The 21,897-nt window shown below is 68.9% G+C and carries 17 protein-coding genes; 6 read left to right on the top strand and 11 right to left on the bottom strand.

Annotated elements, in window-relative coordinates; all coding sequences use genetic code 11:
- Window positions 1–194 precede the first annotated feature (194 nt).
- From MZC64_RS03450 to MZC64_RS03440, 3 genes are read right to left on the bottom strand one after another with little or no spacing between them, the layout of a single operon-like run.
- The gene (locus tag MZC64_RS03450; protein WP_247755585.1) at window positions 195–1,292 is read right to left on the bottom strand and encodes an MAB_1171c family putative transporter; all 1,098 of its coding nucleotides are present in this window, start codon (window positions 1,290–1,292) and stop codon (window positions 195–197) included.
- A 17-nt stretch (window positions 1,293–1,309) separates the two neighbouring features.
- Window positions 1,310–1,828 (bottom strand): hypothetical protein, encoded by a 519-nt coding sequence (locus MZC64_RS03445; RefSeq protein ID WP_185000362.1) that lies wholly within the window; start codon window positions 1,826–1,828, stop codon window positions 1,310–1,312.
- 13 nt (window positions 1,829–1,841) lie between these two features.
- A complete protein-coding gene (locus tag MZC64_RS03440) occupies window positions 1,842–2,294 on the bottom strand; it encodes a helix-turn-helix domain-containing protein (RefSeq protein WP_247755584.1) in 453 nt (150 codons plus the stop codon).
- Window positions 2,295–2,462: 168 nt separating this feature from the next.
- Between MZC64_RS03440 and MZC64_RS03435 the strand changes: the two genes are divergently transcribed.
- Both MZC64_RS03435 and MZC64_RS03430 read left to right on the top strand, forming a co-directional pair.
- The gene (locus tag MZC64_RS03435) at window positions 2,463–3,080 is read left to right on the top strand and encodes a GGDEF domain-containing protein (RefSeq protein WP_308300952.1); all 618 of its coding nucleotides are present in this window, start codon (window positions 2,463–2,465) and stop codon (window positions 3,078–3,080) included.
- Window positions 3,081–3,140: 60 nt separating this feature from the next.
- Window positions 3,141–6,350: a BTAD domain-containing putative transcriptional regulator gene (locus MZC64_RS03430; RefSeq protein WP_247755582.1), complete on the top strand. Its 3,210-nt coding sequence runs from the start codon at window positions 3,141–3,143 to the stop codon at window positions 6,348–6,350.
- Between the two features lie 66 nt (window positions 6,351–6,416).
- On the opposite strand, the gene MZC64_RS03425 is transcribed toward MZC64_RS03430, so the two are convergent.
- From MZC64_RS03425 to eccCa, 5 genes are all read right to left on the bottom strand, one after another.
- Window positions 6,417–6,698: a WXG100 family type VII secretion target gene (locus MZC64_RS03425; RefSeq protein ID WP_247755581.1), complete on the bottom strand. Its 282-nt coding sequence runs from the start codon at window positions 6,696–6,698 to the stop codon at window positions 6,417–6,419.
- 64 nt (window positions 6,699–6,762) lie between these two features.
- A complete protein-coding gene (locus tag MZC64_RS03420; RefSeq protein WP_247755580.1) occupies window positions 6,763–7,116 on the bottom strand; it encodes a WXG100 family type VII secretion target in 354 nt (117 codons plus the stop codon).
- Window positions 7,117–7,211: 95 nt separating this feature from the next.
- A complete protein-coding gene (locus MZC64_RS03415; RefSeq protein WP_247755579.1) occupies window positions 7,212–7,625 on the bottom strand; it encodes a hypothetical protein in 414 nt (137 codons plus the stop codon).
- A 26-nt stretch (window positions 7,626–7,651) separates the two neighbouring features.
- Window positions 7,652–9,397, bottom strand: a complete 1,746-nt coding sequence (locus MZC64_RS03410) for a type VII secretion-associated protein (RefSeq protein ID WP_247755578.1) — start codon at window positions 9,395–9,397, stop codon at window positions 7,652–7,654.
- Window positions 9,398–9,410: 13 nt separating this feature from the next.
- Complete coding sequence (gene eccCa, locus MZC64_RS03405; protein ID WP_247755577.1) at window positions 9,411–13,427, bottom strand: type VII secretion protein EccCa; 4,017 nt, start codon at window positions 13,425–13,427, stop codon at window positions 9,411–9,413.
- 243 nt (window positions 13,428–13,670) lie between these two features.
- On the opposite strand from eccCa, the gene eccD reads away from it, so the two are divergent.
- Together eccD and mycP are read left to right on the top strand one after the other, a co-directional pair.
- Complete coding sequence (gene eccD / locus MZC64_RS03400) at window positions 13,671–15,047, top strand: type VII secretion integral membrane protein EccD (protein ID WP_247755576.1); 1,377 nt, start codon at window positions 13,671–13,673, stop codon at window positions 15,045–15,047.
- A gap of 11 nt (window positions 15,048–15,058) precedes the next feature.
- Window positions 15,059–16,489 carry a type VII secretion-associated serine protease mycosin gene (gene mycP / locus MZC64_RS03395; protein WP_247755575.1) on the top strand — a complete coding sequence of 477 codons (1,431 nt, stop codon included), beginning with the start codon at window positions 15,059–15,061 and terminating at the stop codon, window positions 16,487–16,489.
- Between the two features lie 97 nt (window positions 16,490–16,586).
- On the opposite strand, the gene MZC64_RS03390 is transcribed toward mycP, so the two are convergent.
- The 3 genes from MZC64_RS03390 to eccB all read right to left on the bottom strand — a co-directional run bounded on the left by MZC64_RS03390 (window position 16,587) and on the right by eccB (window position 19,655).
- On the bottom strand, window positions 16,587–17,693 hold the full coding sequence (locus MZC64_RS03390; protein ID WP_247755574.1) for a hypothetical protein: 1,107 nt from the start codon (window positions 17,691–17,693) through the stop codon (window positions 16,587–16,589).
- Entirely contained in the window at window positions 17,690–18,010 is a 321-nt protein-coding gene (locus tag MZC64_RS03385; protein ID WP_247755573.1) for a hypothetical protein, read from the bottom strand. Before MZC64_RS03385 ends, MZC64_RS03390 begins: the two co-directional genes overlap by 4 nt.
- A gap of 82 nt (window positions 18,011–18,092) precedes the next feature.
- Window positions 18,093–19,655: a type VII secretion protein EccB gene (gene eccB, locus MZC64_RS03380; protein WP_282104634.1), complete on the bottom strand. Its 1,563-nt coding sequence runs from the start codon at window positions 19,653–19,655 to the stop codon at window positions 18,093–18,095.
- Window positions 19,656–19,983: 328 nt separating this feature from the next.
- On the opposite strand from eccB, the gene eccE reads away from it, so the two are divergent.
- A complete protein-coding gene (gene eccE / locus MZC64_RS03375; RefSeq protein WP_247756244.1) occupies window positions 19,984–21,165 on the top strand; it encodes a type VII secretion protein EccE in 1,182 nt (393 codons plus the stop codon).
- Window positions 21,162–21,887, top strand: a complete 726-nt coding sequence (locus MZC64_RS03370; protein ID WP_247755571.1) for a hypothetical protein — start codon at window positions 21,162–21,164, stop codon at window positions 21,885–21,887. Before eccE ends, MZC64_RS03370 begins: the two co-directional genes overlap by 4 nt.
- Window positions 21,888–21,897: the final 10 nt, after the last annotated feature.

The raw sequence follows: 21,897 nt of genomic DNA, 5'->3' as shown, positions 1-21,897 counted from the left end.
CACCGTATACCGCACAACAGCGGATCAGGTTACCCGCTGGCCCTGCGTAGGGTCAAAACGGCCGCTAACGGGCGTCGTGATCCGGACTGCACAGGTGTGACCGGGCCCGACCAGTGTAGATGACGCCGGAGATGATCCTGACGGGTGGGGGCGCTCCGGCCGGTGAGCAGCGTCACCGGCCGTTCACCGCCGGTTCAGACGGTGGCGGGGGCCCGGCGCAGCTCGGTGGCGAGCGCGAGCAGCTCGCGCACGTCGTCGTCCAGCCCGTCCCCGGCCGGCAGCGCCAGCGACATCGCCTGCGGGGCCACCTCGGTGCCCTCGGCGTGCGCGCGCAACCCGGCCCGCAACGCCTCGGCCAGCGAGAGCGCCTCGGACTCGGCGCGCACGTGCGCGAGGTAGGGGCTGATCCGCACCAGCCCGTCCCGGCACTCGATGACCCGCCGGTAGTAGCGGCGGTGCACCCCGCGCAGGCTCAGCGCGTCCCGCACCGGCCGCACCGGGCCGCGGGTCAGCGAGTCCTGCGGGAAGGCCCGGTGCAGGGTGGTCCACAGCGGCCGGAGCTGGTGGTAGACGCGCAGGTGCTGCCACCACACCCGCAGCGCGGCCAGCCGCATCAGCACACCCGGGTAGCTCACGCCGATGATGAACATCAGGATGCCGGGGAAGAGGATGAAGGTGGACAGCGTGCGGGTCCAGTCCGGCATCGGCACGCCGGCCCACATCAGCGCGACGGTCAGGCAGGTGCCGCCTGCCGCGGCGATCAGCAGCACCTCGCCGATCGAGGTGATCAGCAACCCGGTGCGCAGCCTGCCGGTGGCGCCGCGGGCGTAGCGGCGGGTCCAGCGCAGCGCCACGGCCACGCCGTAGGCCAGGTAGGCGTCGGCGAAGAGGTAGAACCCGGCCACGGTGGCGATCGAGTAGCCGCCGGGCCCTGGGTCGGCCGGCGCGGAGAAGGTGACCGCGGCCAGCCCGGCCAGGCAGACCAGCAGCGGCAGCGCCTGCCACCAGGCCCGCACCCTGGCCCGCGCCGGGTCCAGCGCGGTGAACATGAAGAACAGCACCAGGGTGTAGATCACCGTCATCAGCAGGCTGTACTGCGCCCAGCTGTAGAAGATGACCGCGATGGTCGGTTCCGCGGTGCTGCCGGCGAGCAGGCCCAGTGGGTAGGCGAACCCGGCGGCGACCAGGCAGACCGTCACGATCCGCAGCGAGCGGTCGTGCGGGGCCCGGCTGAACTGGTAGAGCTTCCAGAACAGGGCGCCGTAGAGCAGCACGCCCTGGAGCACGGTCATGACGATGGTGGTCGGGTTCACAACCAGCCCAGCCGGTCGCCGAGCGCGTTCTCGATCCGCTTGGTTGGCACGTCGGCGGAGTCACCGGGCGCGACCCGGTCCAGCACCGAGGCCCATTCCAGGATGATCGTCGCGACGGTTTCCGCCTCGAGTTCCTGCGAGTCGTCATAGCTGGTGCGGCGCAGCGCCCTGCGCACCGCGTCCGGCTCGATGTCCGGGTAGAGCGCGGTCAGCATCGGGTCGTCATGCCCCTCACCACTGCGGTGACCGGCCAGGAGATGGCCGAGTTCGTGCAGGATGATGTGGTTCTGGTGCGATTTGGTGGTGCGCTCCTGGTACAGGATGTAGTCGGCCGTCTCGGTGGCGATCCACACCCCGAAGGGCCCCGGCACCGGGATCGGGTGCGCCACCAGCCGGATCGGTTTGCCGCGCCGCTCACCCACACGACGGCACAGCTCGGTGACGTCCAGCGGTGGGCGGATGTCCAGTTCGTTGAGCAACCGCCGGCACCGACGTCGTAGATCGCGTTCCCGCACGGGACCGCCCCTTTCACCCGCCCGCGTTCTCGCCCCGCTCGGCCTGTTCGAGCCGGTAGACGACGTCGAGCAGGTCCATGACCTGTCGGCGTCCCTGTGGAGAAAGTTCTCCAGCGCGCATGGCCATGAGCTGCGCCTCACTGCTGCCCGCGAGCTGGCGAAGCCTGGTCCGCTCTTCCTTCAGATCGGCCAACTGGCGATCGACCCTATCCGTAACCTCGTCATCAAAGAAGTAGCTGACAGGAACTCCGAAGAAACCTGCCAGAGCTTGCAGATGTTTGAAGGTCGGATTGTCCTTGTTTCCCTTGCGCAGCTGCCAGATGTAACTCTGCGAGATCGTCACACCACTGGCCGTGATGGCAGCAGCTACATGCTCGTTGCTGTACTCCTGCCCCGCCCTCGGCGCCGACACGGCGAAGAGGTGGTTCAGCTTGCCGGCCAGGCTCTGACCTGCCCGCTCAGCCATGGGGCCTCCCCTAGACCACTTCGAATATTTTACTGATAGAAAGGGCCATACGGGTGACGGCCTTTTCCTCAGTTGAAACCCTGGTACACCAACCATAGACTTCGGAAGTGACCAAGCTCAACCGTCATCCAGCAGGTTGACGACCGCAACAGGTGCCCGGCATACGAGATGAACTCGGTGGGGGTCGATCCGGCGATGTACTCAGGAACCACTGCTGACACAGCCCACGGCCTCAGCTGTCACGCCTGCGGCCAGCCCTACGGTTACTGGGCGACGGATCCGCTCACCGGTTTGCTCGACCGCAGGGGCTGGGCCGAGCAGGCGCCCGCCGCGTTGCACCACGCGGGACAACGGGAAAGCGTCCTGCTGGTGGTGGACCTGGACCGGTTCAAACTGGTCAACGACGAACACGGACACCTGGCCGGGGACTCGGTGCTCCAGGCAGTCGGTCAGGTCTTACGGTCTGTCGCCCACGACAGCGGTATCGCGGCGCGATACGGCGGTCACGGCGGCGATGAGTTCCTGGTCTTGTTCCCGGCGAGCGACCGGCAACGGGCGATAAGGGCAGCGCGCCGGATCCGGGCCAAGATCAGGGAAATGGCCGTCCCGGTGATCTCTACCGACGGGAGGCCGGTAGTGATCACTGGGATGGCCGCCTCAATAGGCGTCGCGGTACACACCCCCGACTCAGGCCACGACCTGATGTCCCTGGTCCGCCGCGCCGACGCCGCGGTCCTCCAGGCCAAACGCAGCGGCCGCGACCAGATCGCCCTGGCAGGCGACTGACCCAGGCCACCCGGCACCAACTCTGGTTAGCATCACAGCATCTCGACAGGGGGGCTGTTGATGAAGCCGATATTCGGCGTGCTCGGACCACTGCTGACCCCAGCCGGAACAATCGGCGCGGCCAAACACCGGATCCTGCTGGCCGGTCTGCTGCTCCGCACCGGCGAACCCGTCTCGGTCGAAGAACTGACCGGGCAACTCTGGGAGTTCGACCCGCCGGCACAGCCACGGGCGGCGATCCAGACCTACGTGCGTCGCCTGCGCCAGTCGCTCGGGGCGTCGGTGATCCGGACTTCAGGACGTGGGTACCTGGCGGAAGTGCCGCCGGAGTCGGTGGATGTGTTCCGGTTCCGGGAGCTGGTCCGGTCGGCGGAGGCGGCGGGCGCGGCGGAACGGTCGCGATTGCTCGGCGAGGCGCTGCGGTTGTGGCGGGGGCAGCCGCTCGCGGACGTGCCATCGCAGCTCCTGCGTGAGCGCCATGTCGCCCGGCTGACTGACGGACGAATCAGGGCCATGGAGCTGCGGTTCGCAGTGGAGCTGGAAACCAGCGGAAGCGGAGAACTGGTCGCCGGTCTGCGAGCGGCGACCGCAGAGTTCCCGCTGCACGAGGAGTTCTGGGCTCAGCTGATGACCGCGTTGTACCGCAGCGATCGCCAGGCGGAGGCCCTGGAGGCATTCGCCGAGGCCGCAGAGATCCTCAAGGTAGAACTGGGAGTCGGCACCGGCCCGCGGCTCCGCGAACTGCATCAAATGATCCTGACCCAGGATGGCTCGATTGGTTCACCTAGACCGCTCGCTCCTGCCCATCCCACGGTGCTCCCAGCTCAGCTACCTTTGGATATTCCGGACTTCGTCGGACGAACCGAGGCAAGCGCCAAGATCATCTCGTTGCTGCGCAAGTCCGTTCCAGTGATTATCTCCGGACCTCCGGGCGTAGGGAAGACCGCGCTGGCCATCCGGATCGGGCACACCCTGCGCCGAGACTTCCCCGACGGCCAGCTTCACGTGAATCTCCGTGGATTCGATGTCCGCGTGCCCATGTCACCGGCACAGGTACTTTCTCGTTTCCTCCGCGGCCTCGGTGTCGCCGCAGAGCAGATCCCGGTCGAACAGCAAGAGCTGGCAGCTCGCTACCAGGAGTGCGTGCGCAACCGCCGGATTCTGGTCGTCCTGGACAACGCTGCTTCCATCGAGCAGGTTCACGACCTCCTGCCTACCGGTCCAGGTTGCGGGGCGATCATCACCAGTCGCAACAAGCTGTCCGAGCTGACCGAGGCCCATCATCAGCAACTCGACGTGCTGACCCTCAGCGAATCAAAGACGTTGTTGTCCTCAACCCTTGGCTCTGCAGTGGTGGCGGCGGAGCCACAAAAAATCGACACACTCGCCAACCTGTGTTCCTTCCTGCCCCTCGCCCTTCGGATCGCTGCGGCCAACATCGCGAGTTCCCGGCGACCGAACCTGCACGGCTTCATAGCAGAGCTACAGAGCAGTAACCGGCTCAACAATCTGTCCATCAGCGGCGACGAGCAATCTGCAGTGCAAACCGCCTTTGATCTATCCTATCTAGCCCTTGGTTCCGAGGAACAAAAACTGTTCGCACGACTGAGCCTTGTCCCAGGAAGCGACTTCACCCTGGCGGAGGCCGCAGTACTGATGCAAATGTCGCCCGATCAGGTCGAACCTGCATTGAACCACCTTAGCTCCGCCCACCTGATACAGAAGCAGCACGAAAACCGTTACAGCCTACACGACCTGCTGCGCCTGTACTCATCCCACCAACTCCGCGAGTCCGCCCATGAGAATCAGTCCAGGGACCTCAAATCTGCCCTGTACGGCCACTATTTGACATCAGCAAGAGCAGCCTGCGCCACACTCTACCCAGGAATTTTTCACCTATATCCAGAGGAATTCCCCACCTCTTCGGGCAGCGTGTTCACCAGTGTCGAACTAGCGCGATCATGGCTGGAATCCGAGGTCGCTAACCTAGCGGCAGTAATCACCAGAGCACTCGAAGAACAGTTCACTGAAACCGCCTGGGGAATTGCCGACGCTATCCGCAGATACATTCAGTCAGCTGGGATGCACCTGGAGCAATTGGCCATCGGATCATCTTGCCTGGAATCGGCCCAGGAGGTTGGCAATCGCCCGGCCGAGGCATACATGTTGGCAACCATATCCCAGAGCTACTTCAAAAGCGCCAACTACGAGAAGTCCAGGAAAGCAGCACTCGAAGCCCAGGTGATCTACCGCGAATTGCGATCTGACACAGGAATGCTGCACACCTCAAACATGCTCGGCTTGATCGACAACAAGACAGGGGACATCGATTCGGCAATCAGACACTACGAGTCTTCACTTAGTCTGTCGAACGCCTCCGGCAACCGAGTCGGCGGGGCAATTGCACTGAACAACCTCAGCTCCGCATACTGGATGACTGCGCGACTGGACGACTTTTACACAGCAGCCGAGGCCACCGCAGAAAGCGCCCAGGAATTGGGGATTTCGGAGCTTCTTATGGTCGCCCAGGTGAACATGGCGGCCGCACTCAACAGTATTGGACAATTTTCCAAGGCAATCCCGGTGGCAGAGAAATCACTACTAGACTCCAAGAGAGTGGGCGCCAAAGAGAATCAGATCCTAGCCTACAACGAGGCCGCAATTGCCCATTATAATCTCGGACAGTATGCGGCCGCCCTCAAAGAAACCGAGGGAGCACTCGAAGTCTCCCACAGTATGACCCTATACTTCGCCGAAGCCTACAGCCTCTCGCTCAGGTCACTTATTCTCAACAAGGTCGACGATGCGGACGCGGCCATCGAGTTCAGCAATCGAGCAGTAAGACTGAGCGAAGAGAAAGGGCTTCCAGAGAATCTTTCCTTCGCCTTGAATTGCAGGAGCAATATCCGGCGGACAGGCGCGCTCGAGTCCGCGATCCAGGATGCGAGCCGGGCCGTCACCATCTCGCGTGAGCATGGCCATCTGCTTCGCGAACATCAGGGACTGACCACCCTGGCGTCCGCCTGCACGCTGGCGGGAGAACTCAAAACAGCGCAAGAAACCGCGACCGCGGCGCTCAACTGCCATGTAGCCACCGGCCATGTGCCGGGCCAGGCACACACACTCCACGTACTCGGCGACGTAGCGCAGAAAGCCGGCGAGACCACTGCCGCGCTGTCCTACTGGCAAGAGGCACACAAGCTTTTCTGCTCGATGCGAATGATGGAGGCTGCCGAGGTTGGCGCGAGTATCGCTGCCGCTCGCGATTAGATTGAACATGACTTGGCCCCGAGGCGATATCGCCTCGGGGCCAGAAGTCGTCAGGTCAGAGCCTGGTCACCAGGAGCCGGCGGACTTCGACTCGTTCTGCTGGTAGGCCTCGGTGGCGGTGCCCAGCGCGATGCCGATCTTGGCCAGGATCTCCTGCAGCTTGACCGCGGACTGGTCCCATGCCTTCTGGTGGACCTGGTACGCCTCGGCAGCGCCACCGGTCCAGGTCGAGATCAGCGGCTGGAGGTTGGACTTCAGGTCGTCGAGCTTGGTCTGCATGTTGCCCGCGGCACGCTGGCAGCCGGACTGACCCTCCTGGAGGGCACCGAAGTCAATGTTGATTTCCACGTTCAAACCCCTTTGGCAAGTCTTACGAAGAATGTGTGCGAATCAGCGAGACTGGAGCAGCAGGTCAGCCGTCGAGGCCAGCGGCAATGCCGGAGATGTTCGACGAGGCTTCCTCTTCCTGGAGCATGTAGCCGCCGGACTGCTCCTTCAGGGTGGAGGCAATGCCGCCGAGAGCCTGGTTCAGCTTCTCGGTCTCGGCGCCCCACTGCTCCATCAGCTTGCCGAAGGAGGTGGCGGCCGAGCCCTTCCAGATGCCGATCAGGGGCTCGAGGCCGCTGCGCAGCGAGCGGAGCTCGGAGGTGATCTCGTTGTTCACCTTGTCGACGTCGTTGGCAGCCTTCGCCATGCCTTCGGCGTCAAGACCGTATCCACTTGCCATTTTGAGGAACCCCCTAGTTGGGTCGTTCTTGTCGGACATCGTTGTGACGCTGACCCTGCCATGGTCGGTTCCATCGCGTTGTCAGGTTTCCGGAAGCCGTTGCGACAGTAAACGTCGCGGGGCGGAACCCGGGGTCAGTAGAGGATTTGCTCCTGGGAAAAGTCCTCGTCATCGCCGGTGCGGCGAGGGTTTTGCATTCGGGACGGCCAGGCGTTGGCGCCCTTTGTTTGCTTTTGCGTTCCCCGTTCGGGGGATGGTTCTGGGGGTGGGGCGAGTAATTGTTCGCCATCGGGAAGGTCTTCGACCGGGAGGCGCTGGGCGGTGCGGAAGTCGGTGGCCTGGGTGCGGGCTCCCGGCTTGGTGAGGTCCTCGCGGGCCGGGGTGAGCTGGCCCTTGCGGATCTGCTCGGTCAGGTCGCGGGTCTGGCCGCGGAAGGTGTCGCTGTGTTCCCTGGCCTCGGCGGCGGCGCGGCCGCCCCGGTCGACGGCGGCGTTCACCTCGGCCCGGAAGCGGGCGATGACGTCGTGCACCGGTACCTGATCCCCCATGACGCTGTTGCCCTTCCGAACCGCTCTCAACCTGTGATCGACAGGGTGGCGACCACCTGTTCGCAGCCGGCGCGCACCCGTTCCCGTCCTCCGGCCGAGGACTGGCAACCGACCGTGACCTGGGCCCTGCCCTGGAAGACCACGTAGAAGTCCACTGTCGCATCACCGGCGGTGCGCCGGTAGTAAACGACGTCCTTTCCCGCGAAGCGGTGACTCTGGTTGAACCCGGAGTAACCGTCGGCCTCGACCTTCTGGTACTCCGACCGGAGTTCGCTCAGCGCGCGGTTACGGTCCGTGGTGCTGTCGTAGGTCAGCGCGCGTTCCTCCACCGCCACCACGTCCGGGCCGGTGGTCTCGCCGTCCGGGCGGAGCTGGACCTTGCGGGTCGGGCCGTCGCCGCCTGCCTGGTACCAGCCCTCGGGCAGGCTGAACCGGTAGCTGTACTGGGCGATCTGCTGGCCGGACGGGGTCTGGCTGGTCGGGGTGGGGGTGCCGCTGGTGCTCGCATGGGGGTTGCCGGTGGTGGTCAGGGCGACGGTGATGGCCACCGCGGCCACCGCCGCGACCACCGCGCCGCCGATCAGCCAGGGGGTCTTGGACGTCTTGGCCGGTGCGGGAGGCGGGGGTGGGGGCGGGGTGTAGTGCGACGGTGGGGGCAGGCGTGGGGGTGGGGGTGGCTGGGGTGGGAGGTTGGCGGTGCGGTGCGGGTCGGCGGCCACGGCACGCAGGGCGCCGCGGGCGACCACGGTTTCCGGCTGGTCCAGGGTCGTGGGGACTATTCCGGTGGCTTCGTGTACCAGGCGGGCCACCAGCGGGATCCGGCTGGAGCCGCCGACCAGGAAGACCGCGCTGAGCTGGGCCGCGGTCAGGCCGGCGGTGTGCACCGTGGCCTGGACCAGTTCGGCGGCCCTGGCCAGCGGGGTGTGGATCAGGCGTTCCAGATCCGCCCTGGTGACGTGCGCGTCCGGGAACGGGGGCGGCAGCGGCACGTCGGTGTAGGCGTGCCGGGACAGGGTTTCCTTGGCGCCGCGGACGTCCTGGCGCAGCACCCGCCTGCGCCGCCGGTCGGCCAGCTCCCTGCCCTCGACCAGCGAGCGCCAGCCGTCCGGGTCGACCGCGCTGACCAGCACGCCGACGTGTTCGAGCAGCAGCTGGTCGATGTCCGCGCCGCCGAAACCGGGATCGCCCCTGGTGGCCAGCACCTGGAAGGACTCGCCCTGCCTGCGCACCACGCTGGCGTCCACCGTGCCGCCGCCCAGATCGAGCACGGCCAGCGCCGCGCCGTCGGAGAGCACGTGGCCCGCCGAGTGGAACACCGCCGCGGCCACCGGTTCCGGCACCAGCACCAGTTCGCTGGCCAGCCGGTTGCCCGCCTGGCGCAGCACCCTGGTGCGGATGGCGCCCCAGTCCGCGGGGTGGGTGAGCACCAGCAGGTCCACCGGGGCCCCGCCGGCCAGCCGCCTGGCCTCGGTGACCGCCCTGGCCAGCACCGCGCGCACCACGTCCAGCACCGGCAGCACCGCGCTGCCCAGCAGCAGCTCGCCCTCGTCGATCCGGCGCTTCGGGTTCGGCTCGTAGCGCGAAGGGTCGACCGCGGCCTGCCGTTCAGCCTCGTGACCGACGAACAGGGTGCCGTCCGCGGCGGCGTACACCGCGGACGGCATCACCGAGTCGGCGCCGTCCACCACCACGAGCTGCGGTTCCCGCCCGTCGACGGACACCGCGACACAGGTGCTGGACGTCCCGAAGTCGATCGCGACGCGCAGGCTCAACGAGCCCTCACTCTCAGTCTCCTGGCAGGTAGGCGACCTGAACGAGCGCCTGACCGGCCTTGCGGCTGACCAGGGTGCCGCGTCCCGGCGGCATCTGGGACGGTTTCACGTTGCCCAGCAGCGCGCCCTCGTCCCGGTTTCCGCTCATCACGATGCCCGGGCTGGCCTGCTCGCGCATCTTGCCGATGATCGGGTCGAACATCGCCCGGCTGGCGCCGCCGGAGTTGCGCGCCAGGATCACGTGCAGGCCGACATCCTTGGCCTGTGGCAGGAACTCCGAGAGCGGGGCCAGCGGGTTGTTGCCCTGCGGGGCGACCAGGTCGTAGTCGTCGACGATCAGGAACAGCTCCGGGCCGGTCCACCAGGACCGGTTCTTCAGCTGCTCCTGGGTGACGTCCGGACCGGGCAGTCGCTTGGTCATCGACGCCTTGATGTCGTTGACCATGCCGCCGAGCTGGTTGGACGAGGCCGCGTAGGCCAGCAGCAGCTCGTCCGGGACGAACCCGAGCATGGTGCGCCGGTAGTCGACCATGATGATCCGGGCCTGCTTGGGCGTGTACCGGTCGCAGATGCCCTTGGTGATCGCGCGCAGCAGCGCGGTCTTGCCGGTCTCCCGCTCGGCGAAGGCCAGGAAGTGCGGCTCCGCGTCGAAGTCCAGGTACATCGTGGCCAGCTCGTCCTCGTTGATGCCGATCGGCACCATGTGCCGCGGCAGCTCCGGGTTGACCTGGAGTTCCTCGTAGTGGAGCACGTCGGGCAGCATGCGCACCCGCGGTGCGACCGGACCCCGCCAGGCGGCGGTGACCTTCTGCGCCGCGTCCGCGATGCCGGCGCCGACATCCTCGGTGGAGGGCATCGCGTCGATCCGCGGCAGCGCCACCAGGAAGTGCAGCTTCTCCACGGACAGACCGCGGCCGGGCCGGTTCTGCGGGATGTTCACCGCGACCCGGCGGTCCACCTCGGACTCACTCGGGTCACCCAGGCGCAGCTCGAACCGGGTGCCGAGCAGGTCCTTGAGCGCGGGCCGGATCTCCGCCCAGCGGGTCGCGCCGATCACCACGTGCACGCCGAAGGACAGACCCTGGGAGGCGATGCTGACGACCTGCATCTCCAGGTTCTCGAACTCCTGCTTGAAGTTCAGCCAGCCGTCGATGACCAGGAAGACGTCGCCGTAGAGGTCGCCGGGGATCTCCCCGCGCCGCTTGCGGTTGCGGAACTCCACCATCGAGTCGATGCCGAGGTCGCGGAAGCGCTGCTCGCGCTCGTTCATCAGCGAGGTGACCTCGGCGATGGTCCGGCGCACCTTGTCCGGGTCCAGTCGCCCGGCCACGCCACCCACGTGCGGCAGGCCCTGCAGCGAACCCATGGTGCCGCCACCGAAGTCGAGGCAGTAGAACTGCGCCTCCTGCGGGGTGTGCGTGAGCGCCATGGACATCACCAGGGTGCGCAGCACCATCGACTTGCCCGACTGCGGGCCACCGGCCACCGCCATGTGTCCGGCGCCGCCGGACAGGTCGGCCCACAGCAGGTCCCGGCGCTGCTCGTACGGCTTGTCCACCACGCCGATCGGCACCGTCAGCCGCCCGTTGCCGAAGAAGCCGGGCGAGGTGAGCCCGCGGTCCTCGGTCGGGGCCAGCATCGGCAGCAACTGGTCCAGGGTGGGCGGTTCCACCAACGGCGGCAGCCACACCTGGTGCGGTTTGGGGCCCTGGTTCTTGGTGCGCTGCACCACGATGTCCAGTTCGGAGGGCTCCACCGGGGCGTCCGGCTTCTTCTCCTCCTTGGGCTTGTCCACCGTGACCGGCCGCACCGGCTCCTTCGGGATCTCCACGAAGTCCGGCACGAACAGCTTCGGCCTGCGGTCGCCGCCGACCGGTGCGGAGGTCTGCACGGCCTGCATGCCCGGCGGACGGTACGGGCCGGAGACGTAACAGGCCTTGAACCGGATCATCGGTTCGGTCGCGCCGTACTTGAGGTAGCCCGAGCCCGGGATGGACGGCAGCTCGTAGGCGTCCGGGACGCCGAGCACCGCGCGGGATTCGGAGGCGGAGAAGGTCTTGAGGCCGACCCGGTAGGACAGGTGGGTGTCCAGACCGCGCAGCTTGCCCTCCTCCAGCCGCTGCGAGGCGAGCAGCAGGTGGATCTGCAGCGAGCGGCCCAGCCGGCCGATCGCGACGAACAGGTCGATGAAGTCCGGCTTGGCCGAGAGCAGCTCGGAGAACTCGTCGATGACGATGAACAGCGCGGGCAGCGGGTCGAGGTCGGCGCCCTTCTCGCGGGCGGCCTCGTAGTCCCAGACGTTCTTGAAGTTGCCGCCGTTCTTCAGCGACTCCTGCCGCCGGTTCATCTCACCGGCGATGGCATCGCGCATCCGGTCGACCATGGTGAGGTCGTCCGCCAGGTTGGTGATGACCGCCGCGACGTGCGCCGCGCCGTCCAGGCCGGCGAAGGTCGCGCCACCCTTGAAGTCGATCAGGATCAGGTTGAGCTGCGCCGAGGAGTGCGTGGCCATCAGGCCCAGCACCAGCGTGCGCAGGAACTCCGACTTACCCGAACCGGTCGCGCCGATGCACAGGCCGTGCGGGCCCATGCCGCCGACCGCGGCCTCCTTGATGTCCAGCTCGACCGGCTGACCGAACTCGCCGACGCCGAAGGGCACCTTGAACCGGTCGCTGATCGGCTTGGGCCGCCAGGCCTGGGCGATGTCGAAGGTCATCGGGTCACGCAGGCCGAGCAGCTCGAACAGGCCAACGTTGGAGCTGAGCAACGGCTCGTCCTCGTTGGCCTCGCCGCCGCCGGTGGCGGTGCGGTACGGGGACAACCGCCGGGCCAGCGCCTCGGCCTCGGCCACGCTCAGCGCGTCCGGCGCGCCGAACCACTCCACCCCGCTGGCACTGCGCGCGCCGAGCCGGGTGGGCTCGACGACCAGGCGCAGGCCGCGCCGGGAGGCCAGCGAGCCGAGGCTGTCGGAAAGATCCAGCAGCGTGACGCCGGTGAACCCCTCCGTCATCAGGATGTTCTCTTCCCTGGTGACGTCGCCGTCGTCGATGACGATCACGATGTGCGGCTCGTCGGTGCTCGGCGGCGCGTTGCGGGTGAACCGCTGGCGGTCCCGCAGCGGCTGCTCGAGCTGGTCCAGCCACTCCTCGATCTGGGCCAGCGAGCCTGCCATCATGCGCAGCTGGCCGATGCCGTCGACCAGCTTGGGGTGCTGGGCGTGCGGCAGCCACTTCGCCCATTCCCACTCGGCCTTGGTCTTGCCCGCGGTGACCACCGCGATGAGCAGGTCCTCCGGGGTGTGGAAGGTGGCCAGCTGGGCCAGCATGGCCCTGGCCAGCGGCCGGGTCAGCTCCCGCTCCCCGTGCAGGCTGATCGCGGCGAACCCGCGCATGGTGATCGAGATCGGCAGGTCCGGCACCAGCGAGTGCGCGCGCACGAAGCGGCGCAGGGCCAGCGTGGAGATCGGCTCCAGCTCGTCGACCGGGCCGGTCTGCGGCGGGACCAGGCGGGTGGCCAGCCGCTGGGTGCCGACGCAGATGCGCACGTGCACGAAGTCCGGGTCGTTGGCCCGGCGCTCCCACATCCGGCGGCTCTTCTTGGCCGTGAGCGACCACAGCATCTTCGGGTCCGGGTGCACCCACTCGCGCTCGGCGCGCTGTTCGGCGATGGCCTCCCTGGCCCGCTGCCGCATCTGACCGAGGTAGCGCAGGTAGTCCTTGCGGTCCTCGTTCATCTCGGCCTTCTTCTGGCCCTTGCCGCCCCCGCCCATCCCGCCGCCGGCCATCATGCCGATGGTCGAGATCAGGAACATGCCGCCGAAGAGCAGCGACTGGGGGTTCTTGCCCCCGGTCTGGAACATGAAGATCATCATGCCGACCGAGGCGACGATCATCACGAACGGCAGCACCTTCATGAAGATGTTGCCGGGGATGACCCTGGGCACCTCGGGCGGCGGCTCCAGGTGGACCTCGCCGCCGGGGGGTCGCGGCGGGCTGAGCCGCGGCGAACGCTTGAACTGAAGCGTGCTCACCGAACGGATACCTCTTAGTCGCTCGTCATCGGCCAAACCGGTGCACCCGCCACCCAGACGGGGGCCCAGGGAGACTTTCCTACCCCATTCCGCCCGAACCCGGGGTGCCGGGAACATCGGTGCGGCCATACTAGGGGCGCTCACCGACCGCTAGGGCCAGTTCGGGCAATGCGCCCCGAACCGGGTACGAATGACGCGGCACGAGCCGAGACCGACCCAAGTACACGAGCAAGGGGGCGCCTGGTGGCGACCGGGACGACGGTGTTCAGCCGAGTGACCGTGGTGGCACCGCGAACGCGCATCGACGTCGCGCTTCCCGCGGATGTCGCGGTGGCCGACCTGCTGCCGATGCTGCTGGAGATGGCCCAGGAGAACAGCCCGGACGGTGGCGTGCGCCACGGTGGCTGGTGCCTGGCCAAGATCGGCCAGGATCCGCTGGAGCCGGGCCGCACACTGGCCTCGCTGGCCGTGGTCGACGGCGACATCCTGCAGCTGCGCCGGCGGGTGGAGAACCCGCCCAAGGCGCTCTACGACGACGTGGTCGACGCCATCGCCGACGCCGACCCGGACAGCTTCCGGGCCTGGGACGCCGACACCGCGCGCCGCCTCGGACACTGGGCCGGTGGCCTGGCCTTCATCGCCGCCGCGGCCACCGTGTGGCTGGCCGGCGGCGCCTTCTCGCTGGCCGCCGCGATCACCGCGGGCGTGGCCGCGGTGGTGTCGGTGATCGTCGGCGCGGTGGTCGTGCGCTCCTACGCCGCGCCCACCACCGGCATCATCATCGCCGCCACCGGCGGACTGCCGATGGCCTTCGTGGCCGGGCTCTACGCGGTGCCGGGGGTGCCCGGCGCGGCCAACCTGCTGCTGGCCTTCGCGCTGGTCGCGGTGGTCGGCGGCGCGGCGCTGATGGTGATCGGCGCGGGCGTGTCGGTGTTCATCGCCGCGGTCACCGTCGGCGTGATCGGCCTGCTGACCTCCACCGTGGCCATGTTCGTGGACTACCCGCCGCACGGCTTCGGCGCGGGCGCGGCGGCGGCCGCGCTGGTGGTGCTGTCCACGCTGCCGCAGATGACCATCAAGATGGCCAAGATCCCGCTGCCGCACGTGCCGAGCAACGCCGAGGACCTCAAGGAGGACCAGGGGTTCCCGGATTACGAGGTGATCGAGCGGCGCGCGGGCCTTGCCCACGAGTACATGACCGGCATGATCATCGGCTGCGGCCTGATCGCCGCCGGTGGCGCGACGCTGGCCAGCACGATGCCGAAGTTCTGGGGCCCGATCTTCGGCGCGGTGGTCACCGCGGTGCTGCTGCTGCGCGCCCGCACCTACGCCAATGGCAGCCAGGCGGTGGCGCTGCTGTCCACCGGCATCCTGTCCGCGGGCGGTCTGCTGGTCGGCTGGATGCTCACCGCCAGCCCGTTCGGCCAGCTGCTGTGGGTGTTCGGCACCCTGGTCGTGCTCGCCGCGCTGAGCCTGGTGCTCGGCGTGGTGTTCCCGACGCAGCGATTCTCGCCGCCGATGCGCCGCTCGGTCGACGTCGCCGAGGCGATCTTCATCGCCGCGGTGCTGCCGCTGGCGCTGGCCGTCATGGAGCTGTACTCCGCGATCCGGCACATGTGATGGCGCGGCGGATGCGTTGTGCCGCGGCGCTGACCGGCGTCACGGCCACCTTGCTCGCGCTCAGCCCGTTCTCGGTGGCGCAGGCCCAGCAGCCGACGACCTCGGCCGCGTCCCAGCCGGATGACGTGTTCCCGAAGCCCCCGCCTCCGGGCGCGCCCGCCGGACTCGCGCCCGCGGTGAAGGACATGCCGTACGAGCAGAAGCAGAACTGCATCGTGCCCGGCAACAACGGGCTGACCGTGGAACCCCGGCCGTGGGGCCAGATGGTGCTGCAGTTCGAGAAGGCCTGGCGCTTCGCCACCGGCAAGAAGCAGAAGGTCGCGGTCATCGACACCGGCGTCAACCCGCATCCGCGGCTCAAGGGGCGGCTTGAGGGCGGCGGCGACTACGTCCAGGACGGCAAGAACGGCACCGAGGACTGCAACGGTCACGGCACCCTGGTGGCCGGGATCATCGCCGCGGACAACGACGACAGCACCGAGGGCTTCAAGGGCGTCGCGCCGGACGCGAAGATCCTGGCCTTCCGGCAGACCGACCCGTTCTGGAAGGCCAAGGACACCAGGACCGGGCAGGAACGCTCCGCGGGCCGGCTGGACACGCTGGCCCAGGCCATCCGCCGGGCGGCCGACGACCCCGAGGTCACGGTGATCAACATCTCCGAGACCATCTGCGGCCCGGTCGGTTCACTGGCCGACCAGGCCACGCTGCGCGGCACCGTGCGGTACGCGGTGAAGACCAAGAACAAGGTCATCGTGGTCGCGGCCGGGAACACCTCCGAGGGCGACGAGTCCAGCAGCTGCAAGCAGAACAACTCGCCGGGCCGGGCGAACGTGGTGGCCAGCCCCGCCTTCTTCGACGACGACGTGCTCACCGTCGGCGCGGTCACCTTCGAGGGTGAGCGGGCCACCTTCTCCATCGGCGGCCCGTGGGTGGACATCGCCGGGCCGGGCACCAAGATCACCTCGCTGGACCCTGGCAGGGGCGCGACCAAGCTGGCCAACCGGATGCTGGACAACAGCGGCAAGCCCACCGAGATCCAGGGCACCAGCTTCGCCGCGCCGTACGTGGCAGGCGTGGCCGCGCTGGTCCGGGAGCGGTACCCGGACCTCAGCGCCTACCAGGTGATGTCTCGGTTGCAGCAGACCGCGCAGCACCCGGCGGGCAAGGGCGGCCGGGACTTCTACCTCGGCTACGGCATGGTCGACCCGATCGCGGCGCTGACCGCGGTGCTGCCGGAGGAGGCGGGCGTGACGCCCATGCCGCCGGTGCGGGACACCATGCCGCTGAGCCCGCCGGTGGAGAAGAACTGGACGCCCATCGTGGTCGCGCTCGCGGGCGCGGGCGGCGGGCTCGGGTTGCTGTTGCTGACGCTGTTCATCGTGCGCACGGTGCAGCGGGACAAGAGGGCCGAGGAGGAGTCCGCGCTGCGGCCTCTGCACTAGCCCCGGAAACGACAAATGACGGTGGCCGTCCCCCAGGTTCGCGGGGGACGGCCACCGTCGTGTGTGGACTGTGGTGTGTGGACTGTGGTGTGTGGACTCAGTCCTCGCCGATGACCGGCGGCGCGGCCTTCTTCGGCTTGCCGAACAGCTCGCTGGAGCTGGCCGTGACCCTGGTCTTGGACTTGTGCTCCTGGTCGCCGCCCTGACCGCCGCCACCGCCGCCCATCATGCCGCCCATCGGCATCATCCCGCCCATGCCACCGGCGGCAGGCGCGCCCGCGCCAGGACCGATCGGACCGGCCGCGGCCGCCGCGGCCATCGGACTGGCCGCCGGGCCCTGCACCGCCGCCGCGGCGCCACCGGGAGCCAGCGGCGCGGCGGGCGCGGCGCCGGCGCCACCGCCGACCGAACCTCCGCCGCCCAGGCCACCACCACCGCCGCCGAAGCCGCCGCCTCCACCGCCGGCCCCGCCGCCGCCCTTGGCAGCCTTGGTGCCGTCCTCGGTGCCGGTAGGCGGTTTCGGGGCCTCGAAGGACCAGTTGGCGGTCGGCATGGTGTGGCTGAGCTTGAGCGTGGCGAAGGCGTCCGCCTGCTCGAAGCCGTCGCACAGGCCGACCAGGGCGGAGAGCACCTGGCGGGCCGCCTCGAAGAGTTCCTTGGTCGGGCGCTGCTGGTCGTCCAGGTACTTCTTGGCCCTGGCCTCGCCCTGCACCGGCACGATCATCGCGCCCGAGATGTTCTCCGCGCTGTCGGCGAGCACCTCGACCAGGTCGCGCACGATCTGGCGCAGGCCGTCCGCGGTGGCGTCCAGCGCGTCGGCCAGCGCGACCATCGCGTCGGAGACGCCGGCGCCGGCCAGGCCAACCTTGCGCATGTGGTCCAGGAAGGCGTCGGAGTCCGCGCCGTCCCACACCGAGTCCAGCCCGCCCAGCGGCCCGGTCACCCGAGCCGAGACGTCCTCCAGGCCGCGGGCCGCGGTGCGCCAGCGGACGGCCTCGGCGTGCATGTCGTTCCACTGACCGACCACCGGGCCGAAATATTCCTCGACCGGGTCGGGCACGCCGAGCTGGCGGGCGGTGCTGGACAGGTAGTTCAGGTGGTCGTCCAGGCCACGGGCGACCGCCCGGCCGTCCGGCCCGCTGGTGGGCGCGGAGACGGTGAGCGGTTCGGGGTGCGCGCGCAACGAGTTGAAGTCCACGGTCACCGCCCGCCCTCGGTGCGGCGCAGGCCGGCGGTGCTGTCGAACTCGCCGCCCTTGTAGTGCGTGACCACCTCGCCCAGCTCGACCCCGGCCGAGCGCAGCACCTCGCCTGCCCGGTTGAGCTGACCGCGCAACAACTCCGCGGCCCTGGCGTAGGACTCCGCGCTGCCCACCTCCCGGCCCAGCTCGCCGAAGGCGGCCGGGCCGAGCGGGCTGGTGTTGAGCGAGCCTGCGGCCCGGCCCAGTTCGTCACCGGCCGCCGCGACCTGCTTGGCGTACCCGTTCAGCCAGTCGGTGTCGACCCTGACCTTGCCTGCCATTCCAGCCCCCATTCCCGGTGCTCGTCCGCACCGGTTCGGACGGCGCGCCCGCGTGCCCGGTTCCCGTCCGGGCGAAAGCGGCTCAGCCGCCCGAGGCCGGATTGGGCGTGGGAATCACCCGGCGCTTGCCGCCGGTCTCGTCCAGCTCCACCGCGTCGAACATCCGGGCGGCTTCCTTCGGGTCCAGGATGGGCCCGGTCGGCAGCGTGCGCAGGATGACCTCGGGCGCCGGCGCGTAGTTGGCGCCAAGGCCCAGGCCCTCCGCGGTCTTCTTGTCCGGGATGCCGAAGCGCACGCCGCGGTCGGAGACCAGGAAGATCGGGCCGGAGTTGAAGTTGTTCTCCGAGGTCGCGCTGCGCACCACCGCGGCCTTGCCCGGCGGCATGAAGAACTTGTCGACCTTGTCCCCGCTGCCATCGGCCTGGGCCAGTTCGACCGGCCTCAGGTTGGGATCCGAGGTGGGCGTGGCGTTGGCCAGGCCGACCCAGGTGACCGGCTTGTTGTTCTGCACGCCCCAGTTCAGGCAGGTGGTGGTCTGCTCGGAGATCGGCACGACAGTCGGGACGATCTTCGGGAAGTCCTTCATCTCGACCGGGTTCTGGGTGTTCGGCGCGTTGTTCACATCGGCCAGCGACACCGACGGCCAGCCGCCGCTGGCGCTGGAGGCGGTCTGCATGAGGTCGGCCACGGCCTGCTGGATCTGCTGCACGCCGTCCTTGAGCAGCAGGTAGTAGGCGTAGCTGGAATCCGCGCGCTGGGTGCGCACCACATCGCCGACCTTGCGGCCACCGGTCATGGTGTACGCGCTGATGCTGCTGCCCTTGTCCGGGACCTCCAGCGCCTTCAGCTCGTTCACCTCGGGGATCGAGTTGATCAGCGCGGTGGAGGCCAGTCGCGGCGTCGGGTTGCTGATCCGCAGCGCGCTGGTGATCACCTTGTTGGTCAGGTCGATCCTGGCGCGCACCGCGCCCGCGCCGGGCAGGCCCTTCTCCGGATCGCTGGCGAAGACCAGGTAGGTGTTCCCGTTGGGGGCCTTCAGCAGCAGCCCCTCGCTCTCCTTGAGCTTGCGGCCCAGGTTGGTCACGCCGCCGAAGACGGTGGTGTCCACCGCGGGCTTCTCGTCCCCGCGCACCGCGCTCTGGTCCACGGTCAGCTGATCGCAGACTCCCCAATCGGGTGAAACAATCTGCTCGCCGGTGGGCAGCAACTCGGGCGCGCCGGGGATGCCGGTGAAAGCGCCCCTGGAGATTCCGGTCAGCGCGGACTCATCCACCGTGCTGGGCGCGGCGCCCGCTCCGGCGCTGCCGCCCTTGGCCACCAGCAAGAGCTTGGCCGAGGCCAGGTTCGGCGTCGCGACCAGCATCCTCGTCGGGCTGTTCATCACCACATACACGGCGCCCGACTGCTTGCTGATCACGATGCCGTCCTCGTTCGGCAACGTGCCCTTGGGGCTGAGGAGACTGAATACGTAGAAACCCAGCATGCAGACCACGGCGAGGATCGCCCCGACCACGGTCGCGCGTGTCTGGGTTCGGGTGGGTTCGTGCAACATCACCGCGTCCTTGCGGACCAGCGCGGATTCCATCCTGCGAATCACGAACTGGTACGCGTGAACCTGGGACTTGGTGGTAGGTGTTGAGGGCATTCTCGGCCTGCTGCTCTCCCGGTCGCGGTACGGTTCGGCACGATAGCCGGTTCGGCGGGTCGCGTGGGTGCTGTTGGGGGAACCCGACACTCCTTCGGCGGAGCCCGGCGCACGTATATCGTCCACCGGCTGCCACATGCCAGGTCCATCAGGGGAGCGTTTTCGTGCCCACGAGGGGAACTACAGAGGGCGGATGTCCGTGACCACACCTCAGTCAGCCCAGCAGCGTCCGCCCGCGCCGCCGAACCCGGCGGCCATGGCCGGCGCCGTGCGCACCGTGATGCGGGCCCGGCGGCGCGAGGTCGGCGCCACCCTCGGGGCGCTGCCGGTGGCCAACCTCATCGTGCTCGAGGTCGGCGTCGCGCTCGGGCTGGTCGTGCTGGCCGTCAACACCAGTCTGCTGCCGGTGGGCGCGGGCGTGGCCGGGCTGGCGCTCATCCTCGCGCTGACCCGCTGGCGCGGGCGCTGGCTCACCCAGTGGATCAGACTCACCACCAGTTTCCGGTTCCGCTCGCACACCAGGGTCGCGCACCCGGTGCCGCCGGAGCGGGCCGTCTCGGCCGCCGACACCGACGCCAAGGTCACCGGCACCGAGGACGTCCGGGTCGGGCTGCTGCGGCTGGCCTTCCCGGACCTGGTGGTCGCGCACAGCAAGGACCACGAGGACCGGCCGATCGGGCTGGCCTGGCACGAGGGCACCTGGACCGCGCTGCTGCTGGTCGACCCGGCGCCGCAGATGGTCTCGCACGTGGGCGCCACCCCGCCGCTGCCGCTGAGCGCGCTCGCGCCCTGCCTGGAGGACCGGGGCGTGGTGCTGGACTCGATCCAGGTCATCACGCACTGCTACCCGGGCAGCGCGGCGCTGCCGCCGTCCTCGCCCGCGCTGGCCTCCTACCTGGAGGTGCTGGGCCCGCTGCCCGCGGCCGCCCGGCGCACCACCTGGATCGCGGTCCGGCTGGACCCCAAGCGCTGCCCCGCCGCGGTGCGGGAACGCGGTGGCGGCGTGGTCGGCGCGCACCGGGCGCTGATCGGCGCGGTCTCCCGGGTGCGCAACGCGCTGGAGTCGCGGGGCGTGCCGATCCGGCCACTGGACGCCGACGAGCTGCTGCGCTCGGCGACCTCCGCGGCCGAGCTGAGCAGTGCCACCGGCACCGGCAAGCCGGTCAGCCTGGTCGAGGGCTGGACCGGGGTCACCGCGGCCGGTATCGGGCACGCCAGCTACGCGATCACCAGCTGGTCCAACAAGGGTGTGGCGCAGAGCCTGAACGTGCTCACCGGCATCCGCGCGCTGTCCTCCACGGTGTCCGTGGCGATCGCGCCGAGCGGGGAGAGCGGTCAGGTCGGCCTGCGCGGGCTGGTGCGGGTCAGTGCCCGCAACCCCGCCGAACTGGAGACGGCCGACGCGCGGTTGCAGCAGGTCAGCAACCACATCGGCATCACCCTCACCCCGCTGCGGGGCCAGCAGCTGGACGCCTTCGCCGCCTCGTTGCCGCTGGGAGGGAACACATGAGCAGCCGCATGATGGAGAACAAGGCGGCCGACCTCGGGGTCGCGCCGGAGTTCCTGGTCGCCCCCGAGATGCTGGACGCGATCAGCCCCTCCGGCGACCGCGGCGGCATGGTGCTCGGCTCAGGCGTCAAGGGCGAGCCGCTGACCGTCTCGGTGCTGCGCAACCAGCCCACCCGGATCGTCTCGGTGGGCGGGCTCTACCTGGCCCGCCAGGTGGCGCTGCGGGCGATGGCGATCGGCGCCTGGGTGGTCATCGCCACCGGCCGTCCGCAGGCCTGGCAGATGCTCACCAGGGCCGCCGGACAGGGCCCGGAGGCACAGCAGATGCCGCTGGTGCAGATCCGCAGGCTGTCCCCGATCGAACTGCCGAGGGCCTCGGAGGACGGGCCGCTGCTGGTGGTGCACGACGGTGGCGCGGTGCCGCAGGAGATGTTCCCGCCCCGCTCGGCCTGGCAGACCACGCTCTACGTGCTGCCGTACCTGCACCCGCAGGCCTCGGCCACCGCGAACAACGCCGACCTGGTGCTCATGCAGCGCCTGCCGGTGGGTCAGGCCCAGCTGGCCGGGCGGATCTGGCGGCTGCCACCGCCGATGGTGAACCAGCTGACCCAGCTCAAGGACGACGGCGTGGTGGCGCTGGGCGCGAACCTGTGGCGTCCGCTGCGACTGGTGACCACCCCGAAGGAACAGCAGATCCTCGGCCCGGTCCGCCGCGGCGACTGACGTGGGAAGA

This window comes from Crossiella sp. S99.2 (assembly GCF_023094165.1).
GTDB lineage: Bacteria > Actinomycetota > Actinomycetes > Mycobacteriales > Pseudonocardiaceae > Crossiella.
The sequence above is the reverse complement of the archived record's forward strand: the minus strand, read 5'-3'. Positions and strand labels throughout refer to the sequence as shown.